The 22680-nt window shown below is 38.2% G+C and carries 19 protein-coding genes and 1 tRNA gene; 6 read left to right on the top strand and 14 right to left on the bottom strand.

Translation table 11 applies throughout. The annotated features are described in order from the left end of the window. The first annotated feature begins 26 nt into the window (after positions 1–26). Positions 27–1556 carry a methyl-accepting chemotaxis protein gene (locus ABN212_RS03185; protein WP_198620746.1) on the top strand — a complete coding sequence of 510 codons (1530 nt, stop codon included), beginning with the start codon at positions 27–29 and terminating at the stop codon, positions 1554–1556. 158 nt (positions 1557–1714) lie between these two features. On the opposite strand, the gene ABN212_RS03180 is transcribed toward ABN212_RS03185, so the two are convergent. From ABN212_RS03180 to rpsU, 7 genes are all read right to left on the bottom strand, one after another. After that, a complete protein-coding gene (locus ABN212_RS03180) occupies positions 1715–2632 on the bottom strand; it encodes a bestrophin family protein (protein WP_198620771.1) in 918 nt (305 codons plus the stop codon). A gap of 207 nt (positions 2633–2839) precedes the next feature. After that, positions 2840–3559: a scabin-related ADP-ribosyltransferase gene (locus ABN212_RS03175; protein WP_349442861.1), complete on the bottom strand. Its 720-nt coding sequence runs from the start codon at positions 3557–3559 to the stop codon at positions 2840–2842. Between the two features lie 87 nt (positions 3560–3646). Continuing rightward, positions 3647–4006 (bottom strand): hypothetical protein, encoded by a 360-nt coding sequence (locus ABN212_RS03170; protein WP_198626213.1) that lies wholly within the window; start codon positions 4004–4006, stop codon positions 3647–3649. A gap of 554 nt (positions 4007–4560) precedes the next feature. After that, a tRNA-Ile gene (locus tag ABN212_RS03165) sits at positions 4561–4637 on the bottom strand. Between the two features lie 317 nt (positions 4638–4954). Beyond that, on the bottom strand, positions 4955–6811 hold the full coding sequence (gene rpoD / locus ABN212_RS03160; RefSeq protein WP_198620772.1) for an RNA polymerase sigma factor RpoD: 1857 nt from the start codon (positions 6809–6811) through the stop codon (positions 4955–4957). Between the two features lie 186 nt (positions 6812–6997). Next, positions 6998–8746 (bottom strand): DNA primase, encoded by a 1749-nt coding sequence (gene dnaG / locus ABN212_RS03155; RefSeq protein WP_198620773.1) that lies wholly within the window; start codon positions 8744–8746, stop codon positions 6998–7000. A 112-nt stretch (positions 8747–8858) separates the two neighbouring features. After that, entirely contained in the window at positions 8859–9074 is a 216-nt protein-coding gene (rpsU, locus tag ABN212_RS03150) for a 30S ribosomal protein S21 (RefSeq protein WP_001144069.1), read from the bottom strand. A 342-nt stretch (positions 9075–9416) separates the two neighbouring features. Between rpsU and tsaD the strand changes: the two genes are divergently transcribed. After that, positions 9417–10436, top strand: a complete 1020-nt coding sequence (tsaD, locus tag ABN212_RS03145) for a tRNA (adenosine(37)-N6)-threonylcarbamoyltransferase complex transferase subunit TsaD (protein WP_198620749.1) — start codon at positions 9417–9419, stop codon at positions 10434–10436. 81 nt (positions 10437–10517) lie between these two features. Here the strand turns inward: tsaD and ABN212_RS03140 are convergent, their stop codons facing one another. From ABN212_RS03140 to plsY, 5 genes are all read right to left on the bottom strand, one after another. Next, the gene (locus tag ABN212_RS03140; protein ID WP_198620750.1) at positions 10518–11930 is read right to left on the bottom strand and encodes a 3-deoxy-7-phosphoheptulonate synthase class II; all 1413 of its coding nucleotides are present in this window, start codon (positions 11928–11930) and stop codon (positions 10518–10520) included. Between the two features lie 59 nt (positions 11931–11989). Then, on the bottom strand, positions 11990–12388 hold the full coding sequence (locus ABN212_RS03135; protein ID WP_196532807.1) for a cupin domain-containing protein: 399 nt from the start codon (positions 12386–12388) through the stop codon (positions 11990–11992). 78 nt (positions 12389–12466) lie between these two features. Then, positions 12467–12991, bottom strand: a complete 525-nt coding sequence (locus ABN212_RS03130) for a prephenate dehydratase domain-containing protein (protein WP_198620751.1) — start codon at positions 12989–12991, stop codon at positions 12467–12469. A gap of 16 nt (positions 12992–13007) precedes the next feature. Next, positions 13008–13706 carry an RraA family protein gene (locus ABN212_RS03125; protein ID WP_349442859.1) on the bottom strand — a complete coding sequence of 233 codons (699 nt, stop codon included), beginning with the start codon at positions 13704–13706 and terminating at the stop codon, positions 13008–13010. A 440-nt stretch (positions 13707–14146) separates the two neighbouring features. Next, positions 14147–14803, bottom strand: a complete 657-nt coding sequence (gene plsY, locus ABN212_RS03120; protein ID WP_023582777.1) for a glycerol-3-phosphate 1-O-acyltransferase PlsY — start codon at positions 14801–14803, stop codon at positions 14147–14149. Positions 14804–14907: 104 nt separating this feature from the next. On the opposite strand from plsY, the gene folB reads away from it, so the two are divergent. After that, complete coding sequence (folB, locus tag ABN212_RS03115; protein WP_099074474.1) at positions 14908–15258, top strand: bifunctional dihydroneopterin aldolase/7,8-dihydroneopterin epimerase; 351 nt, start codon at positions 14908–14910, stop codon at positions 15256–15258. On the opposite strand, the gene ABN212_RS03110 is transcribed toward folB, so the two are convergent. Together ABN212_RS03110 and ABN212_RS03105 are read right to left on the bottom strand one after the other, a co-directional pair. After that, on the bottom strand, positions 15259–16497 hold the full coding sequence (locus ABN212_RS03110; RefSeq protein WP_198620753.1) for a multifunctional CCA addition/repair protein: 1239 nt from the start codon (positions 16495–16497) through the stop codon (positions 15259–15261). Positions 16498–16523: 26 nt separating this feature from the next. Further along, a complete protein-coding gene (locus tag ABN212_RS03105) occupies positions 16524–17144 on the bottom strand; it encodes a TIGR04211 family SH3 domain-containing protein (RefSeq protein WP_109373056.1) in 621 nt (206 codons plus the stop codon). 219 nt (positions 17145–17363) lie between these two features. Between ABN212_RS03105 and ABN212_RS03100 the strand changes: the two genes are divergently transcribed. The 3 genes from ABN212_RS03100 to hldE all read left to right on the top strand — a co-directional run bounded on the left by ABN212_RS03100 (position 17364) and on the right by hldE (position 22675). Then, positions 17364–18287: an inorganic triphosphatase gene (locus ABN212_RS03100; RefSeq protein ID WP_198620755.1), complete on the top strand. Its 924-nt coding sequence runs from the start codon at positions 17364–17366 to the stop codon at positions 18285–18287. A 26-nt stretch (positions 18288–18313) separates the two neighbouring features. Continuing rightward, a complete protein-coding gene (gene glnE, locus ABN212_RS03095) occupies positions 18314–21154 on the top strand; it encodes a bifunctional [glutamate--ammonia ligase]-adenylyl-L-tyrosine phosphorylase/[glutamate--ammonia-ligase] adenylyltransferase (protein WP_349442858.1) in 2841 nt (946 codons plus the stop codon). A 96-nt stretch (positions 21155–21250) separates the two neighbouring features. Beyond that, positions 21251–22675, top strand: a complete 1425-nt coding sequence (gene hldE / locus ABN212_RS03090) for a bifunctional D-glycero-beta-D-manno-heptose-7-phosphate kinase/D-glycero-beta-D-manno-heptose 1-phosphate adenylyltransferase HldE (protein ID WP_109373059.1) — start codon at positions 21251–21253, stop codon at positions 22673–22675. Positions 22676–22680: the final 5 nt, after the last annotated feature.

The following is a 22680-nucleotide window of genomic DNA, read 5'->3' as shown; positions in this document are numbered from 1 at the left end:
ACTTTATTACCGGGGTGGATTATTTCATGAGTATTGAAAGATCAGCTAAAGTAGGTTCTATCATATTATTAGCCATTTTCTTATTATCATCTGTATTGTCGTCATTTTTTATTTATAGGATGCAAGAGAACTTCGCATCATTGGATTCTTTGAATACCAGATTGAATAGTGTTCAAGAAGCAAGGTATGAATTAGCGACCATTCGTTCTCACGTCAACTACCTAATGTTGTTGAAAACAATGACGGATGAGAATAAGCAAGAAACAATTAAATCACTTGTTGCTGAAGCGAAAGAGTTGGCGACAAAATCAAAAGCGACTATCACACATTGGGTAGGCGTGAAGAAGATAAGTCCCGACGCTCAACGTAATTCAGAACAACTATCAGTGTTATTCTATTATCTTCTAGATGAACTTATTGCACCTATCGATACGCTAGATTACACAGAATCAAACCTCTCTGGTGACTTTAATCGTTTATCTGATCTCTTTGATGAATATCTTATGATCACTAAAGCTGTGAATGATGATATTAAAACACAGCAAGCTTGGATGGTTCATCTTTCTATTTATACCTCGATTATTGCGTTAGCCATTATCCTTTCTCTGCTTTATATGGTTATTCGTTGGATAAACAAAACTTTTATCTTCAATCTCAATACATTGTCTTCGATTTTACAAAAAGTGGGAGAGGGAGATTTAAGTTTCACTCTACCTAAGAAACGAAATGATGAGTTTGGAACTTTGTTCTCTAATGTAGGGGATATGCAAACAGCGCTAACATCGACTATTCAACTTGTTAAAGAAGAAGCGCTAGAGATCAAAAAAGGTTCGGCAGAAATTGCTTCTGGCAACCAAGATCTCTCTTCTCGTACTGAGGAGCAAGCAAGTGCTTTACAACAAACAGCAGCAAGTATGGAAGAGATAAAAATCGCAGTAGTGAATAATACGGATAATGCGATTTTAGCAAACTCCATTACCGCAGAAACACGCGATTTAGCGATTGATGGTTCTAACATTATGAATGATGCGATTAACTCAATGAAGAAAATTGAGGTAGGAACATTAAAAGTTGCTGAAATCAATGATGTGGTTAATAACATAGCAAGCCAAACCAATATTCTGGCATTAAACGCAGCCGTTGAAGCGGCGCGTGCAGGTGAGCAAGGCCGTGGATTTACTGTTGTTGCAACAGAAGTGAGAAATTTAGCAGCAAGAAGTGCAGATGCTGCGCGTGAAATTAATCAAATTATCAGAGAATCCGTTGCTGATGTGGCTCATGGCCGTGAGTTGGTTAATAAAACGGGTGAGCATATGCAAGAGATAGTCTCTTCTATTACTAAAGTCAGCGATATTATGCAGGGTATTAGTATTGCATCAGAAGAGCAAAAAGTCGGGATCGAACAAATTGCTGTCGCAATTAACCAAATGGATTCTGTTGTACAGCAAAATGCTGCCTTGGTTGAACAAGGTGCAACATCAACAATGATCTTAGATGAGAAAGCACAAAACTTAACAGATAAAGTTTCAGTCTTTCAAATTAAAGAACAATATTAATCCGTTAAGTTAGTCTGTTAATATTGTATTCAAAACAAGCTCACTCTGAGTGTAAAACTCAAGTGAGCTTTATTATTATTGGCTTTAGCCAGTTTAAGTCGCGTCAGCGTCTTAAATATAAAATCACCCGCTTACGGGTGGTTATGATTATTTATTGATCATAGTAAGTTATAATGTTTATCTGGTCTTACAGTTATCGGTAATGGGGTAATATCTTGCATTTCTAATAAGTTTCTTTCAATCGTATTACAAATGGCATTTAAGGGTAAGTCATTTGCAGATACACCAAAAGGATCTTCTAATTCTTCAGCTAATGAATCCCAAGATAAAAAAGTATAAGAGATAAAAACTGATACAAACGGTGTCATATAATGGAGATCTGCTACCAAAGCAAAAGGTAATAATGTACAAAATAAATAAACAGTACGTTGCAATATCAAAGTATAAGCAAATGGAACTGGGGTATTTGAGATCCGTTCGCAACCTCCGAGTACATCAGATAAATTATTAATATCTTTATTAATTGATTGAAAAATAACATCACTTATCATCTTGTTATCTCTCAGTTCACCTATTTTTAAACCGATATGTAATAAAATACGATTAGTGGGATAAGGGCTATTCATTATTTCATTAAATAAAGTTCGAGGTAATAGGCGGTAAAGATCAACCATTGGATCTGTTTTTCTTAGCTCGTGCTTTAAGCTCCAACTAAAAGCAATTAATAGATTAGAAAAGTCTCGATTAAATTGTTTATCTTCAGGTAATAATGCTTTTATATTTCTTAATATATTACGATGAGTAATTAACATATTACCCCATAGGGTTCTGGCTTCCACAAGCCTGCTATAGCTTGCATTATTTCTGAAACCAAGGAATATTGCGATGGCAATACCGAGTAAACTAAAAGGAGCAACTGTTAAGTGTATTCCTAATTGTTCATACCATTGATAAATCAAAATAGCGATAATTGACATGATAACATTAAGGCATAAACGAAAGATTATTTTTGAAAGCACTGAACCATGCCAATCAAATAACCGAAAGAACCAGTGTTGATTAGGACGAATGACCATAATAGTAATTATATAAGACAAGATTTGAATTGTGAGAATATTATCTCAATAAAAGAAGTAATAAGCCAATTAATTCTATTAAAATAATTAATAAGTATGAAAGTTCTGATTCATATATACCTATATGAATCAGAAAGATAAATTTATATTATTAGACATGAGTATCGTTAATGTAATAATGCAGACATAGTTGATTTGATTTATTAATCATAATGCTTCAGCCACCTCCATAACTGTACTTAGTACAGAACCCCAAGTGAATGAAGATGAAGGTAGCACTGCGGATGCTTCTGCTAACTCATTGTTTATATTAGTCATAGATAATCCCATCACTAGATGAGGTAAATTATCTATTTTTAATGGGTTATAACCTTTATAGGGTTCATCAGATGAATATGTTTTTTCTGGTGAATAATGAGGATTTACCATTGTTTCTTCAAGGATCTCACTACCTTCTTTAGTGTAAATAGTGACAAGTTCTATTAATTGATTTGGAATATTTATATATGCAGAATATTCTTGCTCTTCAGTTAATACTGATCTTAATACGTCACTAACACGTTCTTTAATTTTATCATGATAATAATAGACAGTCTCAAGTGCAGAATAAAAATTATTTGTTGCCCTTATCTTATAAATATAAGATTTATTTTCGCTTGAGACATTGAGTAAATCTTTTGCGAATTTTTCACTTGATTTAAAACTTGATGTTGTCGGAATAAATGCAGAGTCTTTACTCCCTCTTCTCCCTGAAACACCGTTTACATGGGAATGAAAATTGATATTATTTCCCCAAGCGACAAATCCTTTTTTAAATACCTCCTCGGGTGGTCTTGAATCTGCTCGGTACACTTTACTAACAGGTCTTGCATATGATATTTGTATATTAAATAAAATAAATAATATAATTAAAATTATTTTTTTCATTATAACCTCTATTTTTCAATAAATGCTTTATAGTGTTATGTCATTTCCCTTTTTTATTTAGTCATGATTTCTTTTACTTTTGGATAATTAGTGTCTTGATAACCCAATCATAAAGAGGGCATCGTTACCAGGAAAAGTTTTTTCACTTCCAATACATACGGCTATATTTGTTTGTGTCAGAAATGAAACCTTAGCGATATCGTAAAGTGCAGTTGCGTTGTACATAATGCCATAATGATAAGAGCCACCAGTGGTAGGGACAAATTTTATATTGGCTGCTAACACTGGTTTTTCCCCATCGTTATAACTATTAGTTACAACCGTGAGGCTGGAAATTTTGCCATTTTTTACTTTTCCATTTAGTTTTTTGCAATAACCGTCAAAATCAATACCGGCATGCGAAAATGCTGAAAAGGAAAGAATACTAATAATAAGTAATTTTTTCATTTATAACCTCTATATTTGTTTACGGTATTTATATGTGATTGTTGTGTATTCCATTCAATAAATAATTAATGTTTATTGTGGGGGCTAATATGTACATCAAGGTAATGGAAACGATTTAAATATACAGAGGTGAATTATTTTTTAAATATTTTATTTTAATATGTTGTAATGGAAAAATAATATGTTTTTTTGGATCAAGAAATTTTCATATTCTATTAATGAAAGAATAAAGTTTGAGATGTGGAAAAAGGAACACGATAAAAAATAACACATTAATAGTAAAAGAAATTTCATGCTTTACGTGGGATTGATGATCCATATTTCACGCGAGAGCATTTTAGAGAATATTTATTTTTCAGTGAGTTATAGATTTTTGAAACTGAAATAGAATGGAATTCAAAACAAATAATAAAAAATTTTTAAAATGTAGTGATTCTATAAATATTAACGTAGCTAAAAATATCTGATGGGGCAAAAATGGGGCAATGGTTTATAGAAACAAAAAAGCCACTTGCTAAGAAGTGGCTTAATATGCTGATTTAACAGCTAAAATTTGGTGGCCCCTACTGGACTTGAACCAGTGACCAAGCGATTATGAGTCGCCTGCTCTAACCAACTGAGCTAAGGGGCCTTAATGGAGTGTGATTATACGTGCCATTTGGCACGAGGTCTAGCCTTTGAATGACTGTATGCGCAAATTCTGTTCAATCTAAACAATAAAAAAATAAAACAGAGAATAACTGTGATATCAATAACATAGAGTAACGATTTATGGATAGGCTTACGCACAGGTACAATAATATAAATAATAAGGCTATTTTTTATAAATATATGTAGGTGAAATCTATCGTAGATTAGATAGATTGTAGATACCGTATCGAAATTCCATAAAAAAACGCCTGTGATATCACAGGCGTTTGTTATAACTTTTATTGAAAAGTAAGTCGATTACTCATCAAGGAAGCTGCGTAACACTTCAGAACGGCTTGGGTGGCGTAATTTACGCAGTGCCTTCGCTTCAATCTGACGAATACGTTCACGGGTAACATCAAACTGTTTACCCACTTCTTCCAAGGTATGGTCGGTATTCATATCGATACCAAAACGCATACGCAGGACTTTCGCTTCACGCAATGTTAAGCCTGCTAACACTTCGTGAGTTGCTGAACGTAAGCTTTCTGATGTTGCAGAATCCAGTGGTAATTCGAGAGTAGTATCCTCGATAAAATCACCTAAATGTGAATCTTCATCGTCACCGATTGGGGTTTCCATGGAGATTGGTTCTTTAGCGATTTTCAGTACCTTACGGATCTTGTCTTCAGGCATCAGCATGCGTTCTGCAAGCTCTTCTGGTGAAGGTTCACGCCCCATCTCTTGCAACATTTGACGAGAGATACGGTTCAGTTTATTAATCGTTTCGATCATGTGAACAGGGATACGGATTGTACGCGCCTGATCAGCGATTGAACGAGTAATTGCCTGACGGATCCACCATGTTGCATAAGTTGAGAACTTATAACCACGACGGTATTCAAATTTATCAACCGCTTTCATCAGACCAATATTCCCTTCCTGAATCAGGTCAAGGAACTGTAAGCCACGGTTGGTATATTTTTTCGCGATAGAGATAACGAGACGTAAGTTCGCTTCGACCATCTCTTTTTTCGCACGACGTGCTTTTGCTTCACCGATAGACATACGACGGTTAATATCTTTAACCTGTTCGATTGTCAGTCCAGTTTCAACTTCAATTTGTTGCAGTTTTTGTAAGCTGCGTTGTACTTCTTCTTCAATACCTGCCAGTTTTTCAGACCAAGGCTTATTCATTGCACGAGCAGCAGTGAACCATGTGTCATTGGTTTCGTTACCTGTAAACAGCGTAATGAAGGTTTTCTTTGGCATCTTAACTTGATCAACACAAAGACGCATGATGTGACGTTCTTGAGCACGAACTCTGTCCATCATGTCACGCATATTGTTAACCAAATAATCAAATTGTTTCGGTACTAAACGGAACTGTTTGAAAATTTCAGATAATAATAAGATTTCAAGCTCTGTATCTTTGTGGTTGCGACCTTTCGCCTTGATAGTTTGGCGAGTTTTTTCATATTGCTCACGAAGCTCAGTAAATTTCTGACGCGCTAATTCAGGATCGATGCTGTTATCATCATCGCTATCGCTGTCATTGTCGCCATCTTCATCTTCGTCTTCATCTTCGTCTTCAGCGCTGTTGTCAACTTCATCATCATCTTTGCCTAAGTTGACATCTTCACTTTCTGCCATTTCTTCGGCATTAGGGTCAATAAACGCAGTAATTAAGTCTGAAAGACGTGCTTCGCCAGCTTCAACGCGATCATACTGTTCAAGAAGATAAGTAATTGCTTCAGGATATTCTGCAACGGAACATTGAACTTGGTTAATACCATCTTCAATGCGTTTTGCGATATCAATTTCACCTTCCCGGGTGAGCAGTTCAACGGTACCCATTTCGCGCATATACATACGCACAGGGTCGGTTGTACGGCCAATCTCAGATTCTACACTAGAAAGTACCTGAGCTGCGGCTTCTGCAGCATCATCATCAGTATCATTTGAATTTTCTGCCAGCATCAGATCATCGGCGTCAGGTGCTTCTTCCATAACCTGAATGCCCATGTCGTTAATCATCTGGATGATGTCTTCGATTTGATCTGAATCGACGATATCTTCCGGCAGATGGTCATTGACCTCAGCATAGGTCAGGTAGCCTTGCTCCTTACCTTTAGTAACAAGTAGCTTCAGCTGTGACTGCGGGTTTTGCTCCATAAGACGGTATCCACACTTCAAAGTAATTTGGGTTGGTGTCGGTCGGCGATAACTGTTCAGCCAACAATAACTACGGAGGGGCATTTTCATTGTCGATTGCTACGGTCCCCTCAGCGTAGCAAATGTAGGTTTTTAGTACCTACCGATAGCGGCAATTAAGCCGTGTTTTTAATCTTAATTCTGTGTTTACTTTTTAACGCGTGCCTGTATTATCAATTGGACTTCTTCGCGTTCATCTTGCGTTAGGCCTTCTGTTCTCTCTTTCGCAATAAGTGTGTTTAAACGTTCATCCATTGCGGTTAAAAAAAGATGATCTAACGTGTCTGTAAAGGTTTTTTCTGCAATCTCATCTATATCTATATCGTTCCACATTGCCAATTTTTCAAGCTGTTTACCGAATTTATTCTCTCTATAGAGTTCGATAATCTGTCCCGTATTTAGGCCAGGTTGTGCTTGGCAAACAGAAACTAATTCAATAAAAAGTGATAGACCTGCAATTTTTTCTGTACTTAATCCCTCGAGAGGGGGCACTAATTTAGAGAATTCTGGGTTTTGTATCAATAGGGCAATCAATATACGCATCGGTGTTGTGCGTAATTTTGTCGGTTGATACGATAAATCGTGATTAACCGGCGTTCTACCAAATAAACGATCCATCTGCTCAATATCGGGATTTCCCGTTAAGCTTCCAAGCTCTCTTAATAAATATAGACGTAAAGTTTCACTTGGGATCTTATCTATTAATGGTCTGGCTAAACTATATAGCTTACCATTGCCTTCTTGAGTACTCAGATCCACTTGAGGAACGAGTGAATCAAATAAAAATTCTGATAATGAATGTGCTTGTTCCATACGTTTTTCAAAAGCTTCTTTACCTTCACGACGAACCAATGAATCGGGATCATCACCTTCGGGTAAAAACATAAAACGTAAAGAGCGACCATCATTTAAAAAAGGAAGGGCGGTTTCTAATGCTCGCCATGCGGCATCACGTCCAGCTCTATCTCCATCATAGCAGCAAATAATGTTATCCGTTGTCCGAAAGAGCAACTGGATATGTTCTGCTGTGGTGGAGGTTCCTAATGAGGCAACGGCATAATCAATACCAAACTGCGCTAATGCCACAACATCCATATAACCTTCAACAACTAATAGCTTTGTGACGTTATTATTAGATTGTTGCGCTTCATAAAGTCCGTAAAGTTGACGTCCTTTATGGAATATCTCTGTTTCTGGTGAGTTTAAGTATTTAGGTAAATCATCACCTAAAACACGCCCACCAAAGGCAATAACACGACCACGTCTATCTCGGATAGGAAACATGACTCGTTGGCGAAAACGATCATAAGTGCGACCATTATCGTTAGTTATTACCATACCCGCTTCAAGAAGTAAGGCTTTATTATCGGCACTTTGACCAAAACGTTTTAGGACGTTATCCCAACCTGTTGGTACAAATCCAATAGAAAAACGGGTAATAATATCTTCACTAAGCCCACGATGCGCAAGGTAGTTTCTTGCTTCCTGTGCATCAGGTTTATTGAGAGCGCTACTATAATACTGATTCAATTTCTCCATCACTTGATAGAGATTTTGTCTTATATGTCGTTCAATAGGGCTACTGCTTGTTCCTGATTCATAAGGAACGTCTAACCCATGCATTGCTGCTAACTCTTCAATGGTTTCGACAAAATCGAGTCTGTCGTAATTCATCAAAAAATCAATAGCATTGCCATGCGCGCCGCAACCAAAACAGTGGTAAAACTGTTTGTCGCTATTTACTGTGAAAGAGGGCGTTTTTTCATTATGAAACGGACAACACGCTGAATGATTTTTGCCTTGTTTTTTTAACGGCACGCGAGCGTCGATAAGATCGATGATATCGGTTCGAGCTAGCAAATCATTGATAAATGAACGTGGAATTCGTCCAGCCATAAGCCCTTTTACGCCTGTTGTTGAACGAGAATAAGCCGCGCTCTCAGGAGAAAGCACGGCCTTTAACTGCGACTACAGTGTCTGCATACGTTGCGGTATAAGCCGCAAAATATTAGTACAGACGAGTACGACGTGCGTTTTCGCGAGCTAATTTTTTAGCGTGACGTTTTACTGCTGATGCTTTAGCGCGTTTACGTTCAGTCGTTGGTTTTTCATAAAACTCACGACGACGAACTTCTGCTAATACGCCTGCTTTTTCACAAGAGCGTTTGAAACGACGAAGAGCAACGTCAAATGGCTCGTTTTCACGTACTTTGATTACCGGCATGTGCCTCTCACCTCAATAGAAATCGGTTTGCGCTGGCATTATTTAAGCCAGCCGACATTTAAAATGGTGCGGAATTTTACTTCAAAGCAGGGCACTTTGTAAAGAGATGCACAAAATTGAAACGCAAACTCTCACTTTTGTGTCTTTTTAATAAGTACACAAAAAGCGACAGTCGCTAACCACACATTTAAATCACTTAAAATAGGTGAATAATTATAGACCAGAAAAAGGAATTTGTCACATGCTGGTATGTAAAAGATGTTGCGAAGGCGTATAAAATCACCGAAATAATGATACAATCGATTCATTACGCGAGTTAGCGAAGAAGAATTTGGAAGCGTCATGCGAGTTTTAGGTATTGAAACATCTTGCGATGAAACCGGTATCGCAATCTATGATGATAAAGCCGGCCTATTAGCGAATCAACTTTATAGCCAGATTAAACTGCACGCCGATTATGGTGGGGTAGTTCCTGAGCTTGCTTCACGGGATCATATCCGTAAAACAGTACCTCTTATTCAAGCAGCACTGAAAGAAGCAAATCTTACGGCGCAAGATATTGATGCGGTTGCTTATACTGCTGGCCCCGGTCTTGTTGGCGCGTTGCTTGTAGGGGCAACCATTGGACGCTCATTAGCTTTTGCGTGGGATGTCCCAGCTATTCCTGTTCATCATATGGAAGGCCATTTATTGGCTCCAATGCTTGAAGAGAAAACACCAGAGTTTCCATTTGTGGCACTTTTGGTTTCTGGTGGCCATACACAGTTAATTAGTGTGACGGGAATTGGCGAATACGCCTTATTAGGTGAATCTATTGATGATGCTGCTGGCGAAGCTTTTGATAAAACGGCAAAACTGCTGGGATTAGATTACCCTGGTGGCCCAGTATTATCGAAAATGGCGCAACAAGGCACAGAAGGTCGCTTTGTCTTTCCTCGCCCAATGACAGATAGACCTGGACTTGATTTTAGTTTCTCGGGTTTAAAAACCTTTGCAGCTAATACTATTCGTCAAAATGATGATTCAGACCAAACTCGCGCTGATATTGCACGGGCATTTGAAGATGCGGTTGTTGATACGCTTGCGATAAAATGTCGTAGAGCTTTAGAACAAACAGGCTTTAAACGTTTGGTGATGGCAGGTGGTGTAAGTGCTAATCGTACATTACGTGCAAAAATGGAAACCGTAATGAAGCAATTAGGTGGCGAAGTTTTTTATGCGCGTCCTGAATTGTGTACTGATAATGGCGCAATGATTGCACTAGCAGGAATGATCCGCTTTAAAGGCGGTACAGAAGGCCCGTTAAGTGTGACCGTAAGACCTCGCTGGCCTTTAGCTGAGTTGCCTGCATTAACGCGTTAATAGTTATAAGCTAAAAAATAATTCAAAATTGAAGCGCTTTGGTGTGTTATCAAAGCGCTTTTTTGTATCTTTATTTTAAAGCTAGCTATAAGACATTGTCGTCCAGTGTTGTCCCACAAGAAAAGCGAGCTCTAATGATTGTGTTCGATTAAGTCGAGGATCACATAACGTTTGGTAGCCATGACTTAAGTCCGTAGGATTAATTTGTTGTAACCCACCTGTACATTCAGTGACTTCTTGTCCTGTCATTTCTAAATGTATTCCTCCTGCCTGAATACCCATATCATGAAGAATATGAATAAAAGCACGAGTTTCTGAGGCAATATCAGAAAAATGTCGAGTCTTGATACCTGTACTGGTAGATTGTGTATTGCCATGCATAGGATCGATAAGCCAGATAACAGAGCGCTGATGATGTTGTATAGTTTCGACCAATTCAGGTAGATGAGAATGAATGGCATCTTTTCCCATACGTACAATTAAAATAATTTTACCTATTTCATTTTCAGGATTTAACCTATCAATCAGCTGAATGAGTTTTTCTCCTGACATTCTTGAGCTACATTTTATACCAATAGGATTTTCTATCCCGCGAAGATATTCAATATGAGCGTGGTCAATATCGGTTGTCCTTTCTCCAACCCAAACCATATGTGCTGAACAGTTATACCATTTGTTATCTTCAGAATCTTGGCGACTCATTGCTTCTTCATAATGCAAAAGTAATGCTTCATGGCTGATATAATATGAGGAAGTATCGGGACGCTTATTGATAATATATTGCTGAGAATGATAGAGCTGCTCCAACAAATTAGAATAGTGTGCAGGCTCTGTTGAACCTGGGTAGGTTTTAATCTCTAGTGCGGTTTTATGTCCTGCATATTGAGTATAATTCATTGCTCGTAACAAATTTAATGTTACCGCAGAATGATGATAAGCCGTGATCATTCTTAGTGGATCGGGCTGTCTGCTTTTGCTTGAGAAATCTAGACCATTAATAATTTCGCCACGATAGCTGGGTAAGGTTAAGCCATTTAGTGTTTCAAAAGGTTGGCTGCGAGGCTTGGCATATTGTCCTGCGATACGTCCCAGCTTTATCACGGGTAATCCTGTTGATTGCTCTATTAATGCAGACATCTGTGCCAAGGTAAAAGTTAAATCTCGAATAATGGTTGATTGGCAATTATCAAAAGATTCTGCGCAATCTCCACCTTGAAGGAGAAAAGCTTCTCCATTCGCGACTAGTTTTAATAAATTTTTAAAAGCTCTTATTTCTGATGCCAGAATTAATGGTGGACTGTCTTTTAATCTTTCTTGGCAATAAGTAAGCGCATGAATATCTGGATATTCTGGTAATTGTTTGGACGGTAATGCCTTCCACGATGAAGGTCGCCATGATAATGAAACCACATTGCTTGATAGTATGTGATTGGCTAATTGAGGTGTTTTATCATTACGTCCGGTCAAAACATCAATATCATAAGTACTAAACATCGTGAGTACTCCTATAACTGACGAGAGAAGATGAGCGAGGATTAAACCTCGCTACACACTTATTCTTGTGGTTGAGAGGTCTCTAAATAGGTTTTGATAACGCCATTTTGTCTCGCCACATAGTCTTCTCTTACTGGGGTATACACATCAATAACCTCAGAAGGCTCTAGTGCGATAGCGTGGTGAACAGCCCAAGAGGGAATAATAAAAGAGTCACCAGCATGTAAATAAACGATGCGATCATCAACAGTGAGTTTGAGCGAGCCCTTTAATATTGTTGTGGCTGTTTCATGCTCATGTTTATGTTCTGGAATAATGGCATTAGGTTTAAATGTCCAAAATGCAATTGTAAAATCAGTGCCATGAATAAATTTGGCTTGAATTTTACTTTCTTCACCTTCATTGCGATTTAAATCCATATCATAAGAAATCATTTCATCAGACAAATATAAGCTCATATTTTCTTCCTCATTATTTAAAAATAATATCCCATTAATGAATAATTCATAGATAGTTAATTGAAATGTAATCAATGATTAATTCAATTTTGAATGAATGGAAAATCCCATTGGCACTGGGCCAAAGTCATATAATATATTTAAGTGATATTTATTAGCGGCTTTTAATGTTGTAATACAACCGTCAACATTTCCTAAGCTACATTGTAAAGCTGCTTCACTATTAGAATTGAAAAGTTCTTTCTCAATATTGTCGAGCTCTTTAATTTTATTAAAGAGATCTTTAGGTGCAGGATGAGAACCTAATTTTTTTATTTCATTAATATTGTTAAATCGACTAGCAAACAACATATTATGAGTGTCCATAACAAAGCAGTCGGTTAATTTAATAAATGAAAGATTACTAAAAACAATATTATGTAAATAGGGATAAACAATACAACCTAACAAAACACTATTTGGACTTTTCTCCATCTCTTTCACTGCGGTTTCTAACGTAGGATGAAGAATAATATTACCTTGTTGGTTATTTTTATTTAACCAGTAATGTGCGGCCTTTTCACAGTTTGTTCCAGAAGGCCCTAAAGTATGAATATTTATCATTTTTATGAAGCCTCAATTATATACGACCAGTTGTGTTAATTAGCTCAGGTAAGCGTTCCCCTTGTTTGATTTTCTTTAGCATACTATTTTCAATGCTATGAATTTTTTTTGCTTCTTCTAGTACTTTATCAACGAGGTTTAAGGGAATAATTACGGTGCCATTAGGATCTGAAATTACTAGATCGCCACTATAAATAGTTGAGTATTCAATAGTACAATGGGTTCCAGTCTCACTCACAAGGTAGGCTCCTTGTGTATCTGTGGGAGTAAGATTGGTGGCAATAACTGGAATTGTTAAATCCATAAGTTCATTTTTATCGCGTACAGCTCCACCTAGAATAATGGCGTCAAATCCGAGCTTTTCAAAATAAGTACAGCTCATTCCACCTGCAAGAGCCGCTTTTGTGATTAATTCATACCCACCAGCAATATAAATTAATCCTTTGGCATCTGTTAATTCAGGAACTAAAAAAGGGCTTACTTGCTCCCAAGTTGAAGGTTGTTTTTCTAAAATAGATTTTTGTTTCCTTATTAATTTCCATTGAACTGTATAAGCTTGGGCTACGGAATAAAAATCTTCTAGATTAATACTTCTTAATTGACTATTCAGGACGGTTGTTTTTCCTAACCCATCAAGAATATCAACCAATGTTGATGTACTTAACTTCATTTTTTTTATTGAGTTAATTATATTTTTATCTATTTTTACAAACATAGTTTACTCCAATAAAATGGATGGTTAAATAATTGTTGTTTTTTGGGCTCGTATTAATTAATAGATGTAAATTAATGGTTGTTCAAGTAATTTGTTATTGGAAAAGATGAATTTAATATAGTTCGATGATTATGTTGATTATTTGATTTTAATAATAACTTTAATGTTGTTTGTTTAATTGTTGTTATAATTTTTATTGGTTAATATTAATTGGGGTTGATTTTTGTTTTCTAATTTAATTAACCTCTATGGTTAATTCTATTTTAATAAAACTGTCATGTTTATTTTAAGGCAATATGCTGCTAACTATTATTTAAATGACTTTTAATTACAATTAAAATTAGGGATAATTAATTTATTAAGTTTATATTAAAGAGAAAAAAAGCTACTTATTAATTTAATAGGTAGCTTTTTTTATTATGACATTTGGGCAAAGGAGGTTAATCTTCTTTTTCTTGCTCTTTAGCTTCTTGAATGATCTCTTTTTCTGTTTTTTCAGTCTTTTTCTTTAATTTATGCCAGATACGGCTCTCTTGACCACGCCATAAACGTTGAATATTGTCGTGATGACGGTAAAGTACCAGACATGATAATAAAGCAACGGGATAAGTGAATTCTGGTTTAAACCACCAAACATAAAAAGGGGCAAGCAGTGCGCTGATAATCGCACCAAGCGATGAATAGCCACTCAGTAAGACGGTGAGTAACCACGTTCCTGCGATAAGCCCACTTAAATCCCAACCAATGGCAGCGATAGCACCAAATGCAGTGGCTACACCTTTTCCGCCTTTAAAGTGGAAAAAAACAGGATAAATATGACCTAGACAAGCTGCTATTGCGACAATACCGAGGTAAAAAGGAGGCACATTTAAGTAATAGGCGAGCCAAACAGGGATCATCCCTTTTAGGACGTCACAAATAAGAACGGCTGCCGCGGCTGCCTTTCCTCCAATACGTAGGACGTTGGTTGCTCCGGGATTGCCAGAGCCAAATTTTCTTGGATCAGGGAGTCTTGCCAGTCGGCAAATCAATATCGCGCTGGAGATTGAGCCGCACAAGTAGGCGAAGATGATCATTCCAAGTGCGTTAGCACTCATTTGTATTCTCCAATGTTTATGTAAGTTCGTTAAGCATGTATGGATAATACGCATATTTCATCGGAAGTGGTATCCGATGAGCAGAAAAAATAAGAGATGACGTGATGGATATCGTATTTATTGAGCAATTATCAGTAATAACCACAATCGGTGTTTATGATTGGGAAAAAACCATAAAACAAAAATTAGTGTTCGATATCGAAATGGAATGGGATAACAAACGCGCATCCCAAACTGATGATGTGGTTCATTGTTTAGATTATGCCAGTGTGAGCAATGCAATTATTGACTATGTTGAGACTCGACGTTTTGAATTAGTTGAACGTGTTGCTGAAGAAGTGGCACAGCTATTGATAACGCAATTTGCTGTACCAAGAGTAAAAATTAAATTAGCGAAACCAGGAGCTGTTGCACAAGCCACAAATGTAGGTGTGATTATTGAGCGTAAAGCTTAATTAGCGCTGTTCCTGATTAAGTCGCGATTTCCATTTTATAATCGCGACTTCTCGTTGCTTGGTTAGCGCATCTCGTATTGCACTGCCTTTTAATCCACTTTCAATGATTGGCTTAATATCCACATTATTTGCAACAAGGAAAGCTTGGCAAAGAAACGCACGTTGTGGATAAGCAATATTTTCTAAGCCTTTACGTCCTCTCGCATCCGCTTCACTCACCATTGCAAGTTGTTCAACACGTTCTGGTTTTCGCCATGCATCAATAGCATCAAATAAGCGGATTATTTTAGAGGGGCGCATTCTATCAATACGATGGATATGATCATGAAATCTTGCCGTTAAACGCGCGAGATCACGGATATGATTAGGAATACGATAACGTTGACACAAGGCTTCAACTAAAGGCACACCCGCAGGGCCATGACCGTGATGATGAGGCCAATTTTCAGGAGGTGTTAATCCTTTTCCCAAATCATGGCATAAGGCACTAAAGCGTACCGCAATATCGTCTGTTAATTGACTGGCGATATTAAGTACCATCATGGCATGAATGCCAGTATCGATTTCTGGGTGCCATTTTTCAGGAGCAGGTACACCAAACAAAGCATCAATTTCAGGAAAAAGAACGCTTAAAGCACCACATTGACGTAAAACTTCAAAATAGACTTGAGGCGCGGGGCTCTCAAGGGCTTTTTCAGTCTCTTTCCAAACACGTTCAGCAGTCAGTGCATTTAACTCACCACTTTGTGCCATCGTCTTCATTAATTGCAGTGTTTCAGGTGCAACATTAAATCCTAAAGGCGCAAACCGTGCCGCAAAACGTGCAACTCGCAAAACTCTTAACGGATCTTCTGAAAATGCCTCAGAAACATGGCGAAGTTGTCTCGCATTGATGTCATCTATGCCGTGGTAAGGATCGACATATCCGCCATCAACGGAATAAGCGATAGCGTTAATGGTGAGATCACGACGCGCAAGATCGTCTTCTAATGTGACATCGGGTGCTGCATAGCAAGTGAATCCCGTGTAACCTGAGCCTGATTTTCGTTCTGTACGCGCAAGGGCATATTCTTCATGAGTATCTGGATGAAGAAAAACAGGAAAATCTTTGCCTACTTGTTGATAGCCTTGTTGTAATAGCATTTGAGGTGTTGCACCAACAACAACCCAATCTCTGTCTTTTACTGGCATCTGTAACAGTTGGTCGCGTACAGCGCCACCAACAAGGTATATATTCACGGGATCACTGTTCCTTTGGTTGGATATTAGTTCATCCAACGATCATTACGTTTACGACGACGCGGAATAATATGTGGAAGGATCAGACCAAAGACAAGACCTGCACCAGCAACACCACCACCATACATAAACCACTGTAAGATGATATCGCGTTGTCTGTCATCTAATTGTTGATTAGCAAAATCGAGTTTTTTCTCTGCGACAGCGAGCTTAGTTCTCATTTGTTCATTTTCTTTTTTCAAGCCATTGATGATGTCATCACTGTTTGAAACTTTATTTTGCATATCTATTGTACGTTGATTCCAACTTTGGTCGATATTCGCCAGTTTGTCGCGCAGTGTTTGGATCTCTTTTTCCATCGCAGGAATGCGAGTACGCATGCTTGGCTGAGCACTCAGTTGGCTTTCAGGTATCCAAACAGTACGATCTTTATCGTCTTTAATTTGTACGTAGCCCGTTGCTGCATTACGAGAAAGTACGGTGACTGTTGAGCCAGAATTTAAAGAGCCAACGATTCGATACTGATTTCCTGGTCCACTATGCACATAAGTGGATAATTCATCGGAAACATAACGAGTTTCTGCGTGTGAGCTCAGAGAAAAGCCTAAGCCAAGTAAGGAAAGAAAAAGTAAGGGTAATTTTCGCATTATGTTTTCAACTTTTTTATCTATACAAGAGAATATTTTTACTGATACTAAAGAGTAAAGTTTGCGTAAGCAAATAGTAAACCAGAATGAGAACAGTCTTAACTGGTAGAATATAGGGATAATCTGCCTTTTATTCATTATTGTTATTAGGCTATCACTTGCAAAATGAAAATGCGTCAAATATTTTACTAATCAATTGATTTACTTAAGGGAAATAGAATGAGCCAATTAGAAACTGAACTCAAAATGAGTGCCATACCTGCCGCTATTCCTCACATTATTCAGCGCATTCTGACTCTACCTCATCAGCATACTGCACCCAAAAAGCTGACTAATCTTTACTTTGAAACCGCAGATAATCAAATTCGTCGCTGGGATATGGGGCTGCGTATTCGTGGTGTTGATGAACGTTATGAAATGACAATTAAAACTGCTGGTAAAGTCGTTGCTGGTTTGCATCAACGTCCAGAATATAACGTGGAATTAGAACAACCTAAATTAGATTTAGCACGATTCCCAGCAGAAATCTGGCCTGAAAATACCGACCTTACACAATTAGAGTCTCAACTTGATGTGCTGTTTAATACGGACTTTTACCGTGAAATTTGGCTGGTGGATTTTCAAAATAGCCAAATTGAAGTGGTGTTAGATAAAGGTGCTATTCGCACTCATCAATATGAGTTGCCCATTGAAGAGTTCGAGTTAGAACTCAAAAAAGGCAATGTGTCAGATGTTATCGCATTAGCGACTTATTTAGGTGAAAAGGGCGGATTGCGTCTTGCTTCTCGCAGTAAGGCGGCTCGAGGCTATTATTTGGCGAAAGATAAACCTGCATTATCGTTGAGTGTGGTGAATCTTTCTCCTAGTGATACAACGGCTCAGCAATTGACTAAATGGTTAAGTGCGATACAGGCATTAGAAGAAGCGATTTTTGCCAATCCGACGCCACCGACAATTACCATGCCTGCCATGTTGGCATTATTTTCAGATTGGTGCAAAAAACAGTCTGATTTGCCTAGATCTATGGAACAATCACTCAATGCGATTTCACCGTTAACATTTACAACAGCAACCGACTATTATCATGTTTTATGGTTGAATTTTAAGTTATCTTCTATGGCATGGTTACTGTCTATTGCTTAATTTCCTGACAACTTGAGAGTCTATTTATGTCTGTTATCGGTGTATTTCAACAATTGTGGAATAAAGCACAGTGTGGGTTCTCTTCTCAATTGAATGCGTTAGCGCCTTTTAGTGAACAAGAACAACAGTTTTTTGCTTTTAGCCCCTTTGTAACAGAACATTTGCGCGTTAATCCTCAATGGTTGACTGATATCAGACAAAATCCGCCAACGAGTGTGGAATGGCAGAGTTATGAGCCTCAATTGACAGCAAAATTAGCCGATATTGATAATGAAGATGACGTTATGCGAGTTTTACGCCAATTTCGTCATCAACAATTAGTGCGCATTGCATGGCTACAATTTTTTCAATTAGCCGATATTCCTTGTGTGCTAAAACATTTGAGCGTATTAGCTGAAACATTAATTTGTGGCGCAAGAGATACGCTTTATCAGCAATGTTGCCAACAATGGGGAACGCCTTGTGATAATGGGGGAAAACCTCAGCCATTACTGATTTTAGGAATGGGAAAACTAGGTGGGTTTGAACTTAACTTTTCTTCTGATATCGACTTAATTTTCGCCTATCCTGAAAATGGGTTTACACAAGGTGGACGACGAGAATTAGATAATGCGCAGTTTTTTACGCGCTTAGGTCAAAAGCTGATTAAAGCGCTGGATCAGCATACTATTGACGGTTTTGTCTACCGCGTTGATATGCGGTTACGTCCTTTTGGCGAAAGTGGGCCTTTGGTAATGAGCTTTGCGGCACTGGAAGATTATTATCAAGAGCAAGGGCGCGATTGGGAACGTTACGCCATGATCAAAGCACGCGTTTTAGGGGCAGAAAAGAAAGAGTATTGCCAAGTATTGCGCCAAATGTTGCGTCCTTTTGTTTATCGTCGTTATATTGATTTTAGTGTTATTCAATCACTTAGAAATATGAAATCCATGATAAGTCGTGAAGTTCGTCGTCGTGGCATGATTGATAATATAAAATTAGGCTCTGGTGGTATTCGTGAAATCGAATTTATTACGCAAGTTTTTCAGCTAATTCGTGGTGGTAGAGAGCCTGAGCTTCAAAGCAATTCATTGTTAACGGTGCTTAACGTTATTGCGAAACTTGAATTACTCACCGCAGAAGAAACGGCACAATTGACTGAAAGCTACCTTTTTCTTCGCCGATTAGAAAATCTTTTACAGTCTATTGGTGATCAACAAACCCAAACCTTACCTGAAAGTGAAGAAGATAAAGCCAGATTGACTTTGGCAATGGGATTTGATGATTGGGAAGCGCTTTATCAAGAAATTAACCACAAGATGCAGGCTGTTTCCGTGATTTTCACGCAATTAATCGGTGAAGAAGACGAAAACGATGATGAAGACGATATCTCTGAATTTAAGCGTCTTTGGTTACTTGGTCGCTTGCCTGAAACATCATCATTATTTCATGAAACATTAACCAGTGAAGCGCTTGATGCAATAAATCAGACGTTGCAGAATTTTCGCCAAGATATTGGCAAGCGAACCATTGGGCCAAGAGGACGCGATGTTCTTGATGCCTTAATGCCAAAACTATTGGCTAAAATTTGCCAGCAACCCCTTACCTTAGTGACACTACAACGCGTGACGCCTTTGCTATTAAGCATTGTGAGTCGTACAACGTATTTAGAGTTGATGCAAGAATCGGATGAAGTTTTAACGCATGTTATACGACTTTGTGCGGCATCACCGATGATCGCTGAACAATTAGCGCTTCATCCTTTACTATTGGACGAATTACTTGATCCTAATTCTCTCTATCAACCCCTGCCTTTAGATGCGTATCGTGATGAATTACGCCAATATTTATTACGTGTACCAGAAGAAGATGAAGAGCAACGATTAGAAGCATTACGCCAGTTTAAGCAAGCCCAATTACTACGTATCGCCGCTGAAGATATTACAGGTGTATTGCCAGTAATGAAGGTTAGCGATCACTTAACGTATTTAGCGGAAGCTATTATTCATGCTGTTGTTCATCAAGCTTGGTCATATATGGTGAAACGTTATGGTGAACCTGAACATTTAGCTCATCGTGATGGGCTGGGTTTTGCGGTGATTGGATACGGTAAATTGGGGGGATGGGAGTTAGGATATAGCTCTGATTTGGACTTGGTCTTTTTATTAGATTGTCCAATAAACACTGTGACAACAGGGGCAAAACAGATTGATGCTCGCCAGTTTTATCTGCGTTTAGCACAGCGTATTATCCATTTGTTTAGTACCAGAACATCTTCTGGCGTGTTGTATGAAGTCGATGCGCGTTTACGTCCTTCGGGTGAATCAGGTATGTTGGTTAGTACTATTCAAGCTTTTGATGAATATCAGAAAAATGAAGCTTGGACTTGGGAGCATCAAGCTTTAATTCGCGCTAGAATGATTTATGGCGATGATAAATTACAACAGATGTTTTCACGTATTCGTCATGAAACGTTATGCCTTTCTCGTGATGCTGATGTGTTACAAAATGAAGTACGCGATATGCGTAAAAAAATGGTGCAACATCTTGCACCAACGCAAGCCGATAAGTTTGATTTAAAAACCTCATCTGGCGGTATTACTGATATTGAATTTATTGCGCAATATTTAGTATTGCGTTTTTCTCACCAATACCCAGGTTTAACTCGTTGGTCTGATAATGTGCGTATTTTTGAGTTAATGGCAAAGCATCAAGTGATGGATGAAGATGAAGCTCTCGCTTTAACACATGCTTATGTCACATTGCGTAATGAATTACATCATCTGGCGCTACAAGCATTACCTGCCATTGTGGATAATCATTGTTTTATCGCAGAGCGAGAGTGTGTATTAAAAAGCAAATTGAAGTGGCTTGGTGAACAAGAGTAATGGTTTGTTGGCATGAAGTCTTATGTGTATCTCTTTTTGCTTAACAAGTTATGGTATTATTTCGGCTTATTATTGAAAATAAATGTGGAGTATGGGATGAAAGTAACGCTACCGGATTTTAATAAAGCCAATGTGTTGGTTGTCGGTGACGTCATGTTAGACCGCTATTGGTATGGCCCAACAAGTCGAATTTCACCAGAAGCCCCAGTGCCAGTGGTTAAAGTTGATACCACAGAAGAGCGACCAGGTGGTGCAGCAAACGTTGCGATGAATATTGCGTCTCTTGGTGCTAATTCGCGTTTAGTGGGTTTAACAGGTATCGATGAAGCCGCAAAAGCATTGAGCAATACATTAAATCAGGTCAATGTGCGTTGTGATTTTGTCTCTGTTGCGACACACCCAACGATCACAAAATTACGTGTACTTTCACGTAATCAGCAATTAATCCGTCTTGATTTTGAAGAAGGATTTAGCAATGTTGATCCTCAACCTATTTATGAACGTATTCAGCAAGCATTACCTTCTATTGGCGCATTGGTTTTATCTGACTATGCCAAAGGGGCACTTTCTCATGTTCAAGAAATGATCCAACTGGCAAAAAAAGCGGGTGTACCTGTATTAATCGATCCTAAGGGATCAGATTTTGAACGCTATCGCGGTGCGACGCTATTAACGCCAAATATGTCTGAATTTGAACAAGTGGTTGGTGTTTGTAAAACTGATGATGAGCTGGTGGAAAAAGGGACTCAATTAGTTCGAGATTTAGATCTTGAAGCGTTGCTGATCACTCGCTCAGAGCGAGGAATGAGCTTACTGCGTGCTAATGAAGCTCCATTGCATTTACCAACCCAAGCCCAAGAAGTTTATGATGTAACAGGGGCAGGTGATACAGTAATTGGCGTATTAGCAACCTCTTTAGCTGCTGGCAAACCTTTAGGTGAAGCCTGTTTCCTTGCTAACGCAGCGGCAGGCGTTGTTGTGGGTAAATTAGGGACATCAACGGTATCACCTATTGAGCTTGAAAATGCTATTCGTGGTCGAGCTGATAACGGGTTTGGCATGATGGAAGAAGAACAATTAAAACAAGCCGTCGAATTAGCGCGTCAGCGCGGTGAGCGTATTGTGATGACAAATGGTTGTTTTGATATTCTTCATGCAGGGCATGTTAGCTATTTAGCGAATGCACGTAAATTAGGTGATCGCCTTATTGTTGCGGTAAATAGTGATGCGTCTACTAAGCGCTTAAAAGGTGAAAGTCGTCCTGTTAACCCATTAGAACAGCGTATGACTGTGTTGGGCGCATTAGGTGCCGTCGATTGGGTTGTTGCGTTTGAAGAAGATACACCACAGCGCTTAATTGCCTCTGTATTACCGGATATCTTAGTTAAAGGTGGCGACTATAAGCCTGAAGATATTGCAGGTAGCAAAGAAGTTTGGGCAGCAGGTGGTGAAGTAAAAGTGCTGAATTTTGAAGACGGCATTTCTACAACAAATATTATTAATGCGATTAAAAAGAAATAATGGCA

Source organism: Proteus genomosp. 6 (assembly GCF_040139785.1).
Taxonomy (GTDB): domain Bacteria; phylum Pseudomonadota; class Gammaproteobacteria; order Enterobacterales; family Enterobacteriaceae; genus Proteus.
This window is presented reverse-complemented; position numbering and strand designations above follow the sequence as displayed.

Excerpts from the sequence above, each read along its gene's own strand:
- folB (WP_099074474.1), top strand. The coding sequence starts at position 14,908 with ATGGATATCGTATTTATTGAGCAATTATCAGTAATAACCACAATCGGT.
- ABN212_RS03105 (WP_109373056.1), bottom strand. The coding sequence starts at position 17,144 with ATGCGAAAATTACCCTTACTTTTTCTTTCCTTACTTGGCTTAGGCTTT.
- rpoD (WP_198620772.1), bottom strand. The coding sequence starts at position 6,811 with ATGGAGCAAAACCCGCAGTCACAGCTGAAGCTACTTGTTACTAAAGGT.
- tsaD (WP_198620749.1), top strand. The coding sequence starts at position 9,417 with ATGCGAGTTTTAGGTATTGAAACATCTTGCGATGAAACCGGTATCGCA.
- hldE (WP_109373059.1), top strand. The coding sequence starts at position 21,251 with ATGAAAGTAACGCTACCGGATTTTAATAAAGCCAATGTGTTGGTTGTC.
- dnaG (WP_198620773.1), bottom strand. The coding sequence starts at position 8,746 with ATGGCTGGACGAATTCCACGTTCATTTATCAATGATTTGCTAGCTCGA.
- ABN212_RS03175 (WP_349442861.1), bottom strand. The coding sequence starts at position 3,559 with ATGAAAAAAATAATTTTAATTATATTATTTATTTTATTTAATATACAA.
- plsY (WP_023582777.1), bottom strand. The coding sequence starts at position 14,803 with ATGAGTGCTAACGCACTTGGAATGATCATCTTCGCCTACTTGTGCGGC.
- ABN212_RS03170 (WP_198626213.1), bottom strand. The coding sequence starts at position 4,006 with ATGAAAAAATTACTTATTATTAGTATTCTTTCCTTTTCAGCATTTTCG.
- ABN212_RS03140 (WP_198620750.1), bottom strand. The coding sequence starts at position 11,930 with ATGTTTAGTACTTATGATATTGATGTTTTGACCGGACGTAATGATAAA.
- rpsU (WP_001144069.1), bottom strand. The coding sequence starts at position 9,074 with ATGCCGGTAATCAAAGTACGTGAAAACGAGCCATTTGACGTTGCTCTT.
- ABN212_RS03135 (WP_196532807.1), bottom strand. The coding sequence starts at position 12,388 with ATGAGCTTATATTTGTCTGATGAAATGATTTCTTATGATATGGATTTA.
- ABN212_RS03100 (WP_198620755.1), top strand. The coding sequence starts at position 17,364 with ATGAGCCAATTAGAAACTGAACTCAAAATGAGTGCCATACCTGCCGCT.
- ABN212_RS03130 (WP_198620751.1), bottom strand. The coding sequence starts at position 12,991 with ATGATAAATATTCATACTTTAGGGCCTTCTGGAACAAACTGTGAAAAG.
- ABN212_RS03180 (WP_198620771.1), bottom strand. The coding sequence starts at position 2,632 with ATGGTCATTCGTCCTAATCAACACTGGTTCTTTCGGTTATTTGATTGG.
- ABN212_RS03125 (WP_349442859.1), bottom strand. The coding sequence starts at position 13,706 with ATGTTTGTAAAAATAGATAAAAATATAATTAACTCAATAAAAAAAATG.
- ABN212_RS03185 (WP_198620746.1), top strand. The coding sequence starts at position 27 with ATGAGTATTGAAAGATCAGCTAAAGTAGGTTCTATCATATTATTAGCC.
- glnE (WP_349442858.1), top strand. The coding sequence starts at position 18,314 with ATGTCTGTTATCGGTGTATTTCAACAATTGTGGAATAAAGCACAGTGT.